Annotated in this window: 12 protein-coding genes; 5 read left to right on the top strand and 7 right to left on the bottom strand. The window is 40.8% G+C overall.

The features are described from left to right. Window positions 1-387 precede the first annotated feature (387 nt). The 3 genes from hemL to PTT44_RS05355 all read right to left on the bottom strand — a co-directional run bounded on the left by hemL (window position 388) and on the right by PTT44_RS05355 (window position 3,251). Window positions 388-1,686, bottom strand: coding sequence for a glutamate-1-semialdehyde 2,1-aminomutase (gene hemL, locus PTT44_RS05365; RefSeq protein ID WP_004696756.1), 1,299 nt, complete (start codon window positions 1,684-1,686; stop codon window positions 388-390). Window positions 1,687-1,728: 42 nt separating this feature from the next. After that, complete coding sequence (thiE, locus tag PTT44_RS05360; protein WP_168159284.1) at window positions 1,729-2,349, bottom strand: thiamine phosphate synthase; 621 nt, start codon at window positions 2,347-2,349, stop codon at window positions 1,729-1,731. 518 nt (window positions 2,350-2,867) lie between these two features. After that, complete coding sequence (locus tag PTT44_RS05355) at window positions 2,868-3,251, bottom strand: DUF962 domain-containing protein (RefSeq protein ID WP_168159285.1); 384 nt, start codon at window positions 3,249-3,251, stop codon at window positions 2,868-2,870. Between the two features lie 286 nt (window positions 3,252-3,537). On the opposite strand from PTT44_RS05355, the gene PTT44_RS05350 reads away from it, so the two are divergent. Next, complete coding sequence (locus PTT44_RS05350) at window positions 3,538-4,998, top strand: CYTH domain-containing protein (RefSeq protein ID WP_168159286.1); 1,461 nt, start codon at window positions 3,538-3,540, stop codon at window positions 4,996-4,998. Window positions 4,999-5,396: 398 nt separating this feature from the next. Continuing rightward, complete coding sequence (locus tag PTT44_RS05345) at window positions 5,397-6,857, top strand: CYTH and CHAD domain-containing protein (RefSeq protein WP_168159287.1); 1,461 nt, start codon at window positions 5,397-5,399, stop codon at window positions 6,855-6,857. Window positions 6,858-6,927: 70 nt separating this feature from the next. Here PTT44_RS05345 and PTT44_RS05340 read toward each other — a convergent pair whose 3' ends face one another. Next, window positions 6,928-7,560 (bottom strand): hypothetical protein, encoded by a 633-nt coding sequence (locus tag PTT44_RS05340; RefSeq protein ID WP_168159288.1) that lies wholly within the window; start codon window positions 7,558-7,560, stop codon window positions 6,928-6,930. A 113-nt stretch (window positions 7,561-7,673) separates the two neighbouring features. On the opposite strand from PTT44_RS05340, the gene PTT44_RS05335 reads away from it, so the two are divergent. Together PTT44_RS05335 and PTT44_RS05330 are read left to right on the top strand one after the other, a co-directional pair. Next, a complete protein-coding gene (locus PTT44_RS05335; protein WP_004696747.1) occupies window positions 7,674-8,069 on the top strand; it encodes a DUF3144 domain-containing protein in 396 nt (131 codons plus the stop codon). 121 nt (window positions 8,070-8,190) lie between these two features. Then, on the top strand, window positions 8,191-9,255 hold the full coding sequence (locus PTT44_RS05330) for an amidohydrolase family protein (RefSeq protein WP_273795558.1): 1,065 nt from the start codon (window positions 8,191-8,193) through the stop codon (window positions 9,253-9,255). Between the two features lie 90 nt (window positions 9,256-9,345). Here PTT44_RS05330 and PTT44_RS05325 read toward each other — a convergent pair whose 3' ends face one another. The 3 genes from PTT44_RS05325 to PTT44_RS05315 form a co-directional block, all read right to left on the bottom strand. Further along, window positions 9,346-12,123 (bottom strand): M16 family metallopeptidase, encoded by a 2,778-nt coding sequence (locus PTT44_RS05325; RefSeq protein ID WP_168159290.1) that lies wholly within the window; start codon window positions 12,121-12,123, stop codon window positions 9,346-9,348. A gap of 146 nt (window positions 12,124-12,269) precedes the next feature. Continuing rightward, complete coding sequence (locus tag PTT44_RS05320) at window positions 12,270-13,097, bottom strand: PhzF family phenazine biosynthesis protein (RefSeq protein ID WP_168159291.1); 828 nt, start codon at window positions 13,095-13,097, stop codon at window positions 12,270-12,272. A 152-nt stretch (window positions 13,098-13,249) separates the two neighbouring features. Beyond that, a complete protein-coding gene (locus tag PTT44_RS05315) occupies window positions 13,250-14,638 on the bottom strand; it encodes an L-cystine transporter (RefSeq protein ID WP_168159292.1) in 1,389 nt (462 codons plus the stop codon). A 159-nt stretch (window positions 14,639-14,797) separates the two neighbouring features. On the opposite strand from PTT44_RS05315, the gene PTT44_RS05310 reads away from it, so the two are divergent. Then, window positions 14,798-15,403 (top strand): flavin reductase family protein, encoded by a 606-nt coding sequence (locus tag PTT44_RS05310; RefSeq protein ID WP_168159293.1) that lies wholly within the window; start codon window positions 14,798-14,800, stop codon window positions 15,401-15,403. Window positions 15,404-15,498 lie beyond the last annotated feature (95 nt).

The raw sequence follows: 15,498 nt of genomic DNA, 5'->3' as shown, positions 1-15,498 counted from the left end.
TAAAGATATATAGATTTTTTATTTTCGTATAACCAGACTAAAAGCATCGGAATTAATATTTCATACTGTAACAAAAATCATTTATTTTTATTTAACATAGTTTATTTAATCTTTATTTTCTTTTCAAAATTAATATAAATAACTGATTTAACTATTTTTATAAATCCTGTTTTTAATAGAATCGATCTCTTTAATTTGTGATCCGTGTCACAATTATGAATTCAACATATCTCAGCTTTATTTGAACCTATTGATAAGTTTAATGAACTATAAATTCGGTAGCTACTAACAATAAGTAGCGCTTAATTTTCATATTGAATTCCACAGTTAAAATGCTATAAAAAAAGCCCATCAAATGAGATGGGCTTTTTTAACAAGGACAAATACTTACTTCATACTTGCAAAAACTTCTTTCGCTGCTTGCAGGGTAAATTCAATGTCTTCATCAGAATGGGCAGCTGAAATAAAGCCAGCTTCAAAGGCAGATGGTGCAAGGTTCACACCACGGTCTAACATGCCATGGAAGAACTTACGGAATGCATCAATATCACACTTCAACATCGAGTCGAAGCTAGTAATGTCTTCTTGATCGGTAAAGTACAAACCAAACATACCCCCTACTTGTTGCGTTTTAAAAGCAATACCCGCTTCATCAGCCGCGGCTTGTAAACCCACAAGCAGTTTTTCTAGCTGCGCTGTCAATTTTTCATAAAAACCATCTTGGCGCAGGTGTTTAAACATCTCAATCCCTGCACGCATTGCAAGTGGATTCCCCGACAGTGTTCCAGCTTGGTAAACTTTACCCAGTGGAGCAATACACTCCATCACTTCTCGTTTCCCACCAAAAGCACCGACGGGCAAGCCTGCACCAATAATCTTACCTAAGGTGGTTAAATCAGGAGTCACGCCATAGTGAGCTTGCGCACCACCCAATCCAACACGGAAACCAGTCATCACTTCATCAATGATAAAAACAGAACCATGTTCATCACATACATCACGAATCGCTTGTAAGAAGCCTTCGATTGGTTTCACAAGGTTCATGTTCCCTGCCACAGGCTCCACAATCACGCCTGCAATCTCTGAACCAAACTTAGCAAAGCACTCTTTCAAAGTAGCAATATCGTTATATGGAAGAGTCAGTGTGTGTTTGGCAAAGTCGGCAGGAACACCTGCCGAAGTCGCTTCACCTTCGCCGCTGGTTAGCAAGCCAGAGCCTGCTTTTACTAGCAGTGAGTCTGAGTGACCGTGGTAACAGCCTTCAAATTTTACAATCTTGTCACGACCTGTATAACCACGTGCAAGACGAATGGCTGTCATGGTTGCTTCAGTACCTGAGTTGGTCATACGAACCAGCTCAATTGACGGCATAATTTCGCAAATAATGTCAGCTAAAGTTGTTTCATGTACGGTAGGTGCACCGAAACTTAAACCATCCACTGCAGCATTTTGAACTGCTTTAATAATTTCAGGATGTGCATGACCTAAAATCATTGGTCCCCATGAGCCCACATAGTCTACATAGCGCTTACCATCCACATCGTACAAGTATGCACCTTGTGCCTTTTCAATAAAGACAGGCGTTCCACCTACGCTATTAAATGCACGTACAGGTGAGTTCACTCCACCCGGAATATGTTTGCTTGCTTGTTTAAACAATTGTTCTTGCTTTGGAGATAAGCTCATGAAGTTACTCAACTCAAAAAATAAAAAAACATCTAAAAACACTTAAGCTTTAGATGCAAATAAATCAGCCCACTGTTCTATACGATCAGGAATCGCAGACATTGATAGCCCTAATATATCACTAATCACTGCGCAAAGGTCGGCACCAGCTTCGATCACTTCACCTGAATTTTCAACTGTTAAGCCACCAATCGCACAAATCGGCACATTCAATTTGGCTTTGGCTTCTTTTAAAGTCTCTAAGCCAATATTGCCAGCCTCTGGCTTGGTTTCAGTTGCGTAAATTGCACCAAAAGCGACGTAAGTTGCACCTTCAGCAATCGCCTTTTCAGCCAGCTCAATCGAGTTCAAACACGTACGACCAATCACCGCACCTTTTGGCAGGCGTGCGACAGCTTCGGCAACTTCGCCATCTCCTTGCCCTAAATGCACACCAACGCCGTATTTGACTGCCATTTCTAAGTCATCATTGATCACAAAAGGAACACGATACTCAGCGCACATCGCTTTCATATACTCGACTTCGTAAGCCTGTTCTTCTTTGGGTACTTTTTTTCGGCGATACTGTAAAATGGCTACTTCACGTGTTGCCATTGCACCTTCTAACTTAGCCAAAAGTAGCTCTAAAGGATCATCATTTGTAATTAAATATAAACCGCGCATTTAACTCTACCTTTGGGTTATGTCGTTCTATTATAAAGCTAAAGGCGACTAATGCTTTAATGAATTGGAACTGAAAATGCTTTGCTTTGCACAAAAATCCCGCGACCAAGCCTAGGCTATATAAAAATACCTATTTTCAGTGATAGTCGCCCCACCGCTTTCGCAGTTTAATGGATACAGAAAGCAACAAGAATAAAATAAAAATAACAACTTTATAACAAGAATAAGAGACACGCAGCGATCTGATACGGCTTTTTAGCTTTTTAAACCAGTGGTGTTTGAACAACATCATAAAAGCTAAAAAGCCGCATATTTTATTTAAAATCCACATAAAAAAAGCCTAGAGAAGGTCGCTCTAGGCTTGGAAAACTAAAAGCACTTTAAAGTTCAAAGCACTTATATATTATTTGGTGAAAATATAAACAACGATCTCATTATTAGAACATTAACTCATACTTTGCAACTGTTAATTTCAAGCTTTTCATAAAACTTTCATGATGAAGTCACAAAGTGCTTCACTAACTTGGAATTTTATCCAAAGCACGATCTTGTAAGCTTAAATTTCCACGGAAAACATCGGAAAACATGCGCCAGTCAGAAATAAAACTATACAAAGGCTGTTTAAAACTAGCTGGCTTATTTTTTTCAAAAACAAAATGACCTACCCACGCACAGACATAGCCAGAGACTAAGCCGTATATAAAATAACGCGGCTTGCGTTTAAGTATGGCTTTAGAGAAAAAGTACAGTGCAATCGAACTGCCCGCGACATGTAGCCGACGACTCATGATGTTGCGGTGCTCTGTTAGATAAAAACGATAAAACTGGTGATAGTCCTTAATCGGCAACTGAAAATTAGGTTCAGCGTCGTGTTCCTGTTTCGGTTCAACCTGAGCATTCATCTGTCATCATCCTGATGTTTTTCTATCAACATAGCTGAAAATATGCAATCTGCAAAGTGCAATCGCCTCTGGGAGCGCGTCCACTAAAAACAGAATTGTTTTTTGATCAATCTCGCACTGCAACTTTGTTTTATTGTGTCGTCAAGTCTTACAAACTGTCTCTTTTTCGCTACAATCCAGTGGTCCATTGGTGTGCCTTTAGCGCACATAAAAACAAACTACAGATCATGCATCTAAATACATAAAGGCTTGGCACTGACCTAGCCCCTCGAATTAGGAATTTTTCATGGTTGAAATTGAATTAAAATTTCAGATTAGCGAAGCACGACGTACCGCCCTTCTTAAAGCTTTAGATCCTAAAAAATCTGAAACGATTCAACTTCAAGCCAAGTATTTTGACACGCCTGATCGCCTCTTGGCCCAACACGGCGCTGCTTTGCGTCAGCGTCTTGAAGGTACTTGCTGGATTCAAACACTCAAAGCCGCAGGTAAAAGTCATTTACACCGTTTTGAACATAATCATAATTTGGGTGAGTTAGAGTCATCTCCTGAACTAGACTTAAGCATTTATGAAGTTATTCCAGAAGCTCAACAGATTTTAACCCAAGCTTTAGGAGTGGACGCGGCTGCGTTAAAGCTCACTTTTGAAACGGACATCCAACGTACCTATCGCGTCATTGAGTTTGAAGATGCTGAAATTGAAGTCTGTTTGGATGTTGGTGTGGTTCGTGCATCTGGTCGAGAACAGACCATCCATGAGGTAGAGTTTGAACTCAAATCAGGCTCTGTTCAGTCACTTTTGGCTTTTAGTTTTGAATGGGTGAAGAAGTATCAACTGTGGTTAGATGTCCGCAGCAAAGCCGAAATGGGTAACTTACTGGCACTTGAGCAAACAGTGAGTCCAGCACGTTTTGAAAAAGAGTTTGTCCTATCGAAAAAAGAAAGTGCTGCACATAACCTGAGTTTGTTGATTGGTCAGCAAATGCAGCATTTACTACCGAATATTGCTGCAATTTCAGCAGGTGTTGCTGAGCAAAACCATATTGATCAGGCACAAACCGCTTTAGAGCACTTACAACTGACCTTAGCTTTGTTTAAAGACTGGAATAGTAATATTTCTGATAAATGGGCGATGCAACTTGCTGCATTTAAGCATCAGTTTGATCATTTACAACATTTGCAGCATATGCAAAGCACTCTAGGCGCTTTTCTTCAAAACCCAACCACTACTGAAAATCTAGCCAAAGACATTTTATATGCTCAAGAAAAGCTTGGAAATTTAGTTAAATCGACGCAGAACGTGCATCATTATCTTGAATTATTGACCTTTAGTTTAAGTTCACATGATCAGGTACAAAAGCAGGATTTAAAAAGCTATGCACACAATACCCTACAAAACCAATATCGACAGCTACAAGAAAGCTTAAATGCTGCAGATATTAGTCACTTTGAAAGCTTAGATGTATTGGCGCAGAAAATTAAGGAATTAAAGTTTAGCTTTCCTATTTTAACGTCAATTTATGATGTGAAAAATTTGCAGAAATACAGTAAAGCGTTGAATGATGCCCAACAAGCTGCACATGAATATCAAATCTTGGCGACTTCAGCTGCATACATTCAACAGACCGAACTTGAAGCCAGTGATTGGTTTGTTTTGGGTTGGCTCACGGCAAAGCTTGAAGTTTATGCCGATAAACTTTTAGAAGCGACAGAACAGTTCTTAGTTAGCCGTAAATTCTTAAAATAACGCTCTGTATACCAAAGCAGTCATGTTAAATACATGACTGCTATCGTCCCTCCACAAGGCCTGACAAGCCGCAAAACCATGATAGAAAATCATAGTTGGTCGCTTCAAACCGCTAATTTATCTGTGACAAAACGGCCTATTATCAAAACAATACAGACTTTATATTCATTTTTATTCTTAAAAAGTAAGGCTATACATTCCTACTCAATGTAGATTTATTATCACTTCGATGTAACCATCTGTACTTATTAACTCTGCATATTTCTAACCACTATCTTCATTTTAAAAGTGACATCTAGCACACTATTTCTGCTCTTTTAGCTTATACCTATTCAAATCTGGTCTTTTTTTACTCAATTTAGCATATAGTAAAACGTAGGTTGTCATGAGTCAGGGCTATGCAAGAGATTGAGTTTAAGTTTCAAGTTCCAGTTAAGAAGCGTAAGGCCTTGCAAAAAGCTTTTACACTGCTCAAGGCTGAGCCGATTCATTTAGCAGCCCAATACTTTGATACAGCGGATCAAACACTTGCTAAGCATTGCATCGCGATTCGACGGCGGCAGGAAAATGATGCATGGAAACAAACCTTCAAAGCACTGAATACCGCAAAAGTATTGAGTCGCTTGGAACTTGAATTTGATATAGCGCCACCTGAGACGACTACACTCGACTTACATAGCTGCGAAGCTTATCCTGCTGCCTACAAAAAATTAAAACGCGCTTTGGGGCTTCCACTTCCAACCCTTGAATTGCTCTTTGAAACCAACATCCAACGTTTACGCATTTTGCAGGATGTTGGAAGTAGTACAGTTGAAATTGCTCTCGATATTGGCAAAATTTTTAAAGAACAAAGCAGTGTGGATATTTTCGAAATCGAATTTGAATTAAAACAAGGATCGATAGAAGATCTGATAGTATTTATACAACCTTGGGTTCAAAAATACCAACTGAGTCTCGACACACACAGTAAATCTGACTATGGCCTTCTAGCTGTTCGTCAGCAAAGTTCCTTTTCTGCGCAGTATCAAACACCTCTTGTACTGAACAGAAGCTCAAGCGAAGTTGAGGCTCTACAAAGCATAGTAGCCAATTGCTTACAGCACTTACTTCCCAATGCCAGTTCAATTGCTCGACAGCAGTACTCCAGTGAGCATGTCCACCAAGCCCGCGTGGCAATCCGCCGCTTACGTAGCGCACTGAAAAGTTTTGCTGCATGGTCGGACGTCATTCGACCACATTGGAAAGCGGAACTCACCACTATTTTTCAAGCCTTAGGTGGAACACGCGACATTGATGCCTTAAATGAAGATTTACTTCCTCAACTGATTGAGGCTGGTTATCTATTAGACCATCTTGCTCCAAGTACAGAAGCCATCACTGATGTCTGTGCCCTGTTCCAACGACCAGAAACGACGCAACTTTGGCTTGAATTGATTTTATTTACAGAGCAAGAACTAGATTCGCCTTCAAAAACCAAACTGAAAAAACATGCACTCAAAGTGATACAGGCTTTACACCATAAAATATGCGCACATGCCGAGCACTTTAGCCAGCTTGAGGATGAAGAAAAACACCGTATTCGTAAACAAGTCAAACAACTGCGTTATAGCATTGAGTTTGTGGCATCTTTACTCGATTCAAAAGCATTAAAAACCTATTTAAAAAAACTCAAAGCAGTTCAGGAAAGCTTGGGGCACTATAATGATTTGGTGGTTGCAGAAGCTTTATTTCAACAAGCCCCTGAACCAGAAGCCGCTTATAGTTTTGCCACAGGATGGATCGCCGCGGAAAAAAATAGAATGCTGAAATTGGTTGAACAACAGCTGATACAGTTTAATCAAACCAAAAAGCTGAAATAGTCTTTTAAATTAAAATATAGATCAGCAGCGAAAAGTTCTTCTATAGGTGAATTCCCTGTCTATACTTAAGTTAACGATACTTTCCATACACTTTCCACGTATTGTTATCTGCTAAGGGGTCGTTATAGCTATCACTGCGCTGCTTACGTGGTTTGTCTCGTGCATCGACCAGTTCAAAGTGTGCTTCAGTACTTAACACGATACCATTTACATAAAATCGGGTACGGGTATATTCACTCTGTCCGTGTTGAAAGACGTAGGTTCTGAGATCAATAAACTCCCTATGCGCAACCAAGGCGGCATTATCATCGCTGTCCAACCAAGCGCGCATAGCCTGTACCTGTTCTGGTTCAAATTGTCCACATTTTTCAATTAAGCTCGCAATGCCGCGAAAACTTTTAGACTCTTTGGCGCGGGTTTTATTAATCCGAATACGATCGACATGAAAATAAAATAGCGGTAAGTTCAAATGACTGGGTAAATGAATTGCATCCAACACTTCATCTTCCATAAAAGGTTGGAACAAGTCTTGTGCCCGCTCAATCAAACCCGTCCACTGGCGGTAGTAGTCCTCGACTTCCGCTTTCGTGCCGTAATAGATTGGTAAGCCTTCAACATGGGCTAGATTTTGTGGTGGCCAAATGTTTTGACGCAATAGGGCAATATCACTTTTTAAACTTTGTACCGCAATCGCGTCTTGCATGGATATTCTCTTTTTACTGCTTAGGCTATTTTTAGATTAAGGCAAAGGTTTAGTTTCTGCAAGGCTTTGCCTATAATGCAGTCTGAGTTATTTATGTATTTTAGGACAAGTTCATGGTTCAGAAGATTGAAGCAACAGATGTAACCGAAGAAGAAGCGTTGAATGCTGCTTTTTTTGAACGTGCAGATGAATTTATTAAGCAAGCCAACGATTTTTGTCGCACTGAAAAAGGTTCACAAGTGAAACCTGCTGAAATACGTGGCCAAGTGAGTGCTGCGATGTTGTTTGGTACAGCCCGTTTTAACACATGGGTGGCAGCTAACAACTTTAAAGATGGCGATGAAATGCGTGATGCCAAAGAACAAGTGATGTCTTATATTTTGCAGCAGTTCCAAATGATGCTTGAAGACAACTATGACGAATACTGTGAACAGTTTGAAAACTACCTTCGTTTCCGTCATAACGAAGAGTTTCATGCCAACAAGCATGACCACAAACACGATCACTGATCAATCAAAGCCTGCTTCGTGCAGGCTTTTTTCATTTCGTCGTATTTGAAACGAAATACAATGTTGCAACACCTCAATTTACAGTATGGTAATCGCTAAGTAATATGACTTAGGGAAGAACATGCAGCATTTGGACTTTGCACTCATCGATCCACACATCCACCAGTGGGACCCCTATAATACGCCACATGCAGCGGCTTTGGCAGTCAAATTATTGGGTAAGCATCCTAAGCTTTTGGACAAAATGGTTCGTTTGGTGAAACCTAAAGACCTGATTGAAACCATCGGTCTAACCCGTCATATTACACGTCCTTATTTACCTCATGATTATAAACGCGATACTGGCCCATACACAGTAGAACAAGTAGTGCATGTCGAAGCCAGTTGGCATCACAGCAAAGGCAAAGGTGTGATTGAGGAAACTCAGTTTATCGAGTCTTTAGCTTTTGGTGCGGATACCGTCAAATTGGGTGGCATCGTCGCAACTGCTGACCCACGTGATGGTAACTTTAAAAAGATCCTAAAATTACACCATAAAGCTTCACCACGCTTTCGTGGTATTCGTAAAATGGCATCTTTTCATGAAGACAAAGAAATCCATGCGTGGACAGATGAGCCACACTTATATCGCAATAAAAAATTTCTCAAAGGCTTCGACGTGCTGTCCCAATACAACTTGAGTTTTGATGCTTGGGTTTATTCCACACAGCTTGAAGATGTGATTTATCTGGCCAAGCAGTTCCCTGAAACTTCCATTGTGCTAGACCATTTGGGTACACCCGCAGGTTTATTTGGTCCAATTGGTGCAAATACAGGGATGACACAAACAGCGCGGGAAAATATTCTCTTTCGTTGGAAGGACGACTTAGCTGAGCTTGCAAGCTGTCCAAACGTCTATACCAAAATGTCAGGTCTCTTCATGCCTGTATTAGGACATCGTTTTCATAAAGAAGGCCGACTGGCTTCCAAACAAGAAGTCTTTGACCTTGCACATCCCATGATTACACATGCCCTCGCCTGTTTTGGCACCTATCGGGTAATGTTTGCCTCTAACTTTCCGATGGATTCGGTGAGTACCTCATTGATCAATATTATTGATGCCTTTAGTGACGTCGTCGCAGCCTATGACCCTGATGCTTTAAAACGCGTATTCCATCACAATGCCAAACAGTTTTATCGGCTTTAATTGAAAAAATAAGAAAACTAATTTCTAAAAGCTATAACAAAAAGAACCCCTCAATTTTGAGGGGTTCTTTTTAAATGAAAACCGAAATCTTTACTTTTTCAGCGCTGGTTGCGCTTTGCCATATTGGTCAGCCATCACTTCAACCAACTGATCCAGCTTAATATACTTCTGAATCACCGCATCAACATCGGCTTTACTAATTTTTGCCAATGCTAAATCACGCTGTTCGCGATCCAGTAAAGTACGATTACGCTTCATTTGTGGAATCAGCATGCGATGGATATTGCGACTATCTTCAAGTGCAGTCACACGCTTTTTCAAAATATCAGCCTTGGCAGCTTCCACTTCCTGTTCAGTAACGCCTTTTGCCAGTAACTCATTCAACACTTTATACACCGCTTGAGACACTTGAGCCGATTTGCCTGCGCTATAGTTCGCATCAATCGTCAGCGCTCCTGACTCCGTCCAGTCATCCAGCGAAATACTGCTACCAAAACCATAGACCAAGGCATTCTTTTCACGTAACTCTTGTGCCAAACGAGAAGATAACTGCGACTCACCTAAGATGTGCTCGAGTACTTGTAAAGCAGGTGCATCTGGGTGGTATGTGCCCACAGGGAACGTCATAATGCTCTGATAGCTACCAAACTCACGCTGCTCTGACAGTGCATGTACACGCTGTGCTTTATATGCAGTAAAGTCAGAAGTAATCCGCTGATAAGGCGCTGCCGAATTCCAGTTTGCAAAAGCCTGATTTAAAGTCTTTTTCATCTTTTTCGTATCAATCACACCCGTCACCGAAATTTGTGCATGATTCATCGCGAAAAACTGCTGATACAGCTGTTTCACCTGTCCTTGTGTTGCGGCCTGATACTGTTTCTTGACATATTCAGGCTCGAAGTGATGTCGAATATCCCCTATTGGATAAGTTTCAAGTAAACGAGCAATGGTTAAAGCTGCTACAGTTTCAGGTTCTGTATACGGTCGATCTAGACTTGCTAAGCTTTGTGACTTAATCAAATCAAACTGGCTTTGTTCAAAGGTTGGATTTTTAAGGACATCAATCACGAAGTTAAAAAATTCATCAAACTTTTCTTTCTTCGCCACGATTGAAATATTAATCCCATTGCCATTATTTGCTGCACTTGCACCACCACCCGCATCTATAGAATGATCGGCAATATCTTGCAAACTATATTGAGTTGAAGCTCTGAGCAGTAAATAAGAAGTCAGATCTAACAACTCTGCTTTATTAAACAAACTTTCTGCAGTACCAAAATCAATCGAAATGGTGGCATAAGTCTTATCATCACGCGTGGTACTTGAGTACAGCGCATATTGCATGCCATTTTTTAACTTGCCACGCTGAATTTGTTTTTCAGCACTTTCTAAATACTGCTTTGAGCTTTTTACATATCCAGCCACTTCTGCCTTATACGCACTGACATCTTTTAATGGTTCTTCAGCAACGGCTTGTTGGTCTAAAGTTTTTGCTGGGGTCGCTGCTGCCGCTTGTTCAAGTGCTTTTTTCTGATCTTCTGGGGTCGGTAAAATAGTGCCTGAAATACGATGCTCAGGCACTAAAAAGTCATCTAAACGTTGGTTCACATCAGTAACGCTGAGCTGTTGTAATTGTTGCTGATCTTTAAAGTATTGTGTCCAATCACCATTGGCAGAAACCACATAGTCACTGAGCATGCCACCGACTGCTGTTGCACTGCTGAACATGCTTTCTTGTGCATTTTTAATCATACTCTTCACGCGGTTGAGCTCAACCTCGTTGAAGCTTGGTGTTTTTTCTACACCAGTAACCAAAGCTGACTCGACTTTTTTCACATCATGGTTCGGTGCATAAACTGCGCCCGTAAACACCATATTAAAATCTTGGTCTAACCATGTAGTTGACTGAACTGCTGTCGCCGTTCCCGTTTCTACAATGCTTTGGTACAAATGCCCACTGGGTTGCATGGTGTATAAATACGGTGACACCGCCAGCGCGGTCTTAATGTTCTCGTTTTTACCATTCAGGTAAATATTGTATTTGGCAAAGTTACTGCCTTTTTTCACCACAAACTGGCGATCTTTAATCTTGCCGGCATCTAAGACAGGTACTTTAACTTTCGCAGGCACAGCACGCGCTTTAATCGCGCTAAACTTTTCGTCAATCTGCTTCAGTACAGCTGCTTGATCAAACTTCCCCGAAATGACAAACACCGCATTATTCGGTGCATACCAGTCACGATAAAACTTATTCAGTTCAGCCATTTTGATTGACTGTAGCTCGTTTAAATCACCAATCGGTAAACGCCCTAAATATTGATTGCCATAAGCGGACTTCCACATCTGATCCATGAGTACTGAAAAAGGCTGATCCATGCGGACTTCACGCTCACGTTTCACAATCGCGATTTCAGACGGTACATATTTTTCTTGGAGCACCAAGCCATCCATACGCTCGGCTTCAAGATGAATCAGCTCATTAATCGCATTTTGTTCAGGACGAACCACATTAATATATTTGGTTGAATAATAGTCCGTGCTGGCATTATTCATTAAACCGTATTGATCTAAACGGCGTTGAAACTCCTCCCCTGGAACATTTTTAGTTCCCTTGAACGCTAAATGTTCCAATAAGTGCGCTAAACCGCCCTTACCTTTTGGGTCGTTCAATGAACCAGTCAAATAGACCATATTCATATACACTTTATTTTCTTTATCGTTTGGCGCAAGAATAATGCGTAAACCGTTATCTAATTTATATTCTTCAATTTTCTGTTCCGATTTTACCAATACGGGTTGTGCCCATACTGTGCCCCCAAAGCCAAGTAGCAATACCGACAAACTCAATGTTTTAAAACGCATTAACATTATTTTTCCAAATAATTCGACAAAATATGAATGATTCTCAACATCATAGAGGAAAGTGAAATTATTTTTATAGTAATTTGGTGAAAAATAGCATTTTAATCAATGCTTATTTTTCACCAGCAGTTTTAATTTAAAAGAATTACAACTTAATCTAAGTAAAGTTCAGCCGTCATATATAACTTGGCATAGCCAGAAATTTGGATCCGCGTTTCAGACTGAATATCACAGTAAAGCAATCCTCCACGGCTCGATGCCTGATAGGCAATCAATGAGGTTTTACCCAACTTCTCCGCCCATAGTGGTGCAAGACCTGTATGCATGGAGCCTGTCACAGGGTCTTCATTGATGCCTTTATGCGGTGCGAAATAACGCGCGATATAATCATAGTCTTGAGATGTTGAGGTCAGGGTAACATCCAAGTTTTCAGCAGTAATAGCAGTACTGACTTTATTCTTTTCTGCCAGTTGACGAATTTTATCTAAGTTCGGTTTGGCATCCTTAACGGCCTGCTCAGACTCACACACTAAAATATAAGCCTGTGGGTTTAAATAGACTTCTTTAATTTCACAATCGACCAATTCATGAATTTCCGCAGGATAGTCTTCTAACTTTTGAGGTGCACGAATTGGAAAATTCATATGAATCTTGCCTTCAATGTCTTGATCAATGATAAAAATACCCAAGTCTTTCACATGGAACTTGATACGTTTGGCATCGGTATAATCCCGAAACAGGACGAAACTACTGGCTAAAGTCGCGTGCCCACAAAAGTCCACTTCAACCTGAGGAGTGAACCAACGAATTTCATAGTTTTCAGCATCAATCACTTTCACAAAAGCCGTTTCTGCCAAATTATTTTCCAAGGCAATATTCTGCATCAAATCTACTGCTAACCATTCATCACGCACAATCACAGCAGCAGGATTACCTTTGAATAATTCAGTTGTAAAGGCATCGACTTGATACATTTTCATCGTTTTTCTCCTAAATTGAAGCTTTATTTTGCAAAAAACTGAGTAAAAAAGTAGATACAGTTTTTAGTCATTTATGGATACACGCCCAATAAAAAGAAGCCTAATCATGAAGATAGGCTTCTTTTCAGTTCATAAGCTATATATTTCTCAGCTTAGACTTCTTTTAAGTCCACATTGTCTTGCTCAAAAATACGCTTATCCGTTTGACCTAAGACTTGACTGGTCACAACACCTGCGGTCATAGAACCATTCACATTCAAAGCCGTACGCCCCATATCAATTAAAGGTTCAATTGAAATAAGCAGTGCAACCAAAGTCACAGGCAAGCCCAGCATCGGCAGGACAATCAGTGCTGCAAATGTTGCTCCACCACCTACACCAGCCACCCCAATCGAGCTCAAGGTCACGACACAAACCAAAGTCAAAATCCAAAGTGGATCGAGCGGATTAATACCCACTGTCGGTGCAACCATAACGGCTAACATTGCAGGATACAGCCCCGCACAGCCGTTTTGCCCAATGGTCGTACCAAATGATGCTGAAAAGCTGGCAATCGACTCAGGTACGCCCAGACGTCTTGTTTGCGCTTCAATATTTAAAGGAATACTGGCAGCACTTGAACGGCTGGTAAACGCAAAGGTCAGCACAGGCCAAACCTTTTTAAAGAACTGAATTGGGCTCACGCCTGTGAGCGCCAAAATCACGGCGTGCACGATAAACATAATCGCCAAACCTATATAAGACGCAACCAAGAAGCCACCTAAGTTTAAGATGTCTGCCATTTTAGAGTTGGCCACAATATTGGTCATGAGTGCGAACACACCATAAGGCGTGAGCATCATAATTAGACGCACCAACTTCATGACCCACGCTTGCAAGATGTCAATTGCAGACAACAGCTTTTGCCCTTTCTCAGCATCCGCTTTCATGAGGTTCAAGCCTGCAATGCCTAAAAACACTGCAAAAATGACTACACTGATAATTGAGGTTGGATGTGCCCCTGTCAGCTCGGCAAAAGGATTGCTCGGAATAAATGATAGAAATAAATCAGGCACTTGCAAGTCAGCCACTTGCCCGACATAATCAGTTTGAATCGTATTTAAACGTTCAGTTTCTTGTGTACCTTGCACTAAACCTGCCGCAGTTAAGCCGAACAGATTGGTCACCACCACACCGACAAATGCAGCAATCGCGGTAGTAAATAACAAAGTCCCAATACTGATAAAACTAATTTTACCCAATGAACCCGCATCGTGCAGCTTAATCACAGCGCCTAAAATGGAAACAAATACCAAAGGCATCACCACCATTTGTAGTAGTTTGACATAGCCTTTACCGACCAAATTAAACCACTGTACCGACTCTTGCAGTACAGGCGAATTCGTACCATAAAACCCATGTAAAGCGAGACCAAAAACAATACCGAGACAGAGACCTGCCAGTACCTTCTTCGCTAAACTCCAATCGGTTTTACGGGTTCGGCCCAGTAAAAAAAGCAATGCAATAAAAATGATGACATTGACGATTAAGGGGATATTCATATTGTTTCCCTAAATGATGCTGTCATAATTATAAATCAAAATTTAAACGGGCTTACTGTTTTGCGCCATATTCCACGCTGAATGTACAAATTTAGACTGAATTGGCAGTTTTAGAATGTGGTATAAAGCATTTAAACGGCTGTTAAAGTGTTCTTTTACATGAATCAATCTTTGCTTAATTCTCACATTCTGCCCGTCCCTTTAGAAAAAGCATATCGGCTACTCAACCACGGCCCAACCGTGCTGGTTTCCAGTCAAGATGATGAAAGCACCGATGTCATGGCCGCGGCTTGGGCATGCGCTCTAGAGTTTAGCCCAGCCAAAGTGACGGTCGTACTCGATAAATCGACAAAAACCCGCAGTATTATTGAAAAATCAGGTTTGTTTGCGCTGCAAGTACCCACACTTAAACAGCTGAAAATGGTCTACGCACTGGGCATGATCAGTCAATATGATGCTCCTGAAAAGTTACGTCAGTGTGGGGTCGAACTTTTTCAGTTTGGTCACAGCCCAATTCCAGTGGTTGAAGGCTGTAGTGCATGGATTCTGTGTGAACTCATTCCTGAACCACATAATCAGCAACAGCATGACTTGTTTATTGGCAAAGTCATTGCTGCTTATGCCGATGATCGGGTTTTTAGAGATGGGCATTGGTACTACCATGAAGCCGCAGATGAATGGCAAAGCATCCATCATGTTGCAGGCGGACACTTTTATACCATTGGTGATGCAGTGGATATCAATGCACTTAAAGATACTGATTAAATTGACTTCGCCTTTACTCCGCTCGACTAAAGGTGGACATCACCCGATTGTTTTATTGTAAATTTCATCTTATAGTTCAAGTGTATTTTTTAAAC

The organism is Acinetobacter sp. Gutcm_16 (genome assembly GCF_028649355.1).
GTDB lineage: Bacteria > Pseudomonadota > Gammaproteobacteria > Pseudomonadales > Moraxellaceae > Acinetobacter > Acinetobacter johnsonii.
The sequence above is the reverse complement of the archived record's forward strand: the minus strand, read 5'-3'. Positions and strand labels throughout refer to the sequence as shown.

Excerpts from the sequence above, each read along its gene's own strand:
- PTT44_RS05315 (WP_168159292.1), bottom strand. The coding sequence starts at position 14,638 with ATGAATATCCCCTTAATCGTCAATGTCATCATTTTTATTGCATTGCTT.
- thiE (WP_168159284.1), bottom strand. The coding sequence starts at position 2,349 with ATGCGCGGTTTATATTTAATTACAAATGATGATCCTTTAGAGCTACTT.
- PTT44_RS05330 (WP_273795558.1), top strand. The coding sequence starts at position 8,191 with ATGCAGCATTTGGACTTTGCACTCATCGATCCACACATCCACCAGTGG.
- PTT44_RS05340 (WP_168159288.1), bottom strand. The coding sequence starts at position 7,560 with ATGCAAGACGCGATTGCGGTACAAAGTTTAAAAAGTGATATTGCCCTA.
- PTT44_RS05345 (WP_168159287.1), top strand. The coding sequence starts at position 5,397 with ATGCAAGAGATTGAGTTTAAGTTTCAAGTTCCAGTTAAGAAGCGTAAG.
- PTT44_RS05325 (WP_168159290.1), bottom strand. The coding sequence starts at position 12,123 with ATGTTAATGCGTTTTAAAACATTGAGTTTGTCGGTATTGCTACTTGGC.
- hemL (WP_004696756.1), bottom strand. The coding sequence starts at position 1,686 with ATGAGCTTATCTCCAAAGCAAGAACAATTGTTTAAACAAGCAAGCAAA.
- PTT44_RS05310 (WP_168159293.1), top strand. The coding sequence starts at position 14,798 with ATGAATCAATCTTTGCTTAATTCTCACATTCTGCCCGTCCCTTTAGAA.
- PTT44_RS05320 (WP_168159291.1), bottom strand. The coding sequence starts at position 13,097 with ATGAAAATGTATCAAGTCGATGCCTTTACAACTGAATTATTCAAAGGT.
- PTT44_RS05335 (WP_004696747.1), top strand. The coding sequence starts at position 7,674 with ATGGTTCAGAAGATTGAAGCAACAGATGTAACCGAAGAAGAAGCGTTG.
- PTT44_RS05355 (WP_168159285.1), bottom strand. The coding sequence starts at position 3,251 with ATGAATGCTCAGGTTGAACCGAAACAGGAACACGACGCTGAACCTAAT.
- PTT44_RS05350 (WP_168159286.1), top strand. The coding sequence starts at position 3,538 with ATGGTTGAAATTGAATTAAAATTTCAGATTAGCGAAGCACGACGTACC.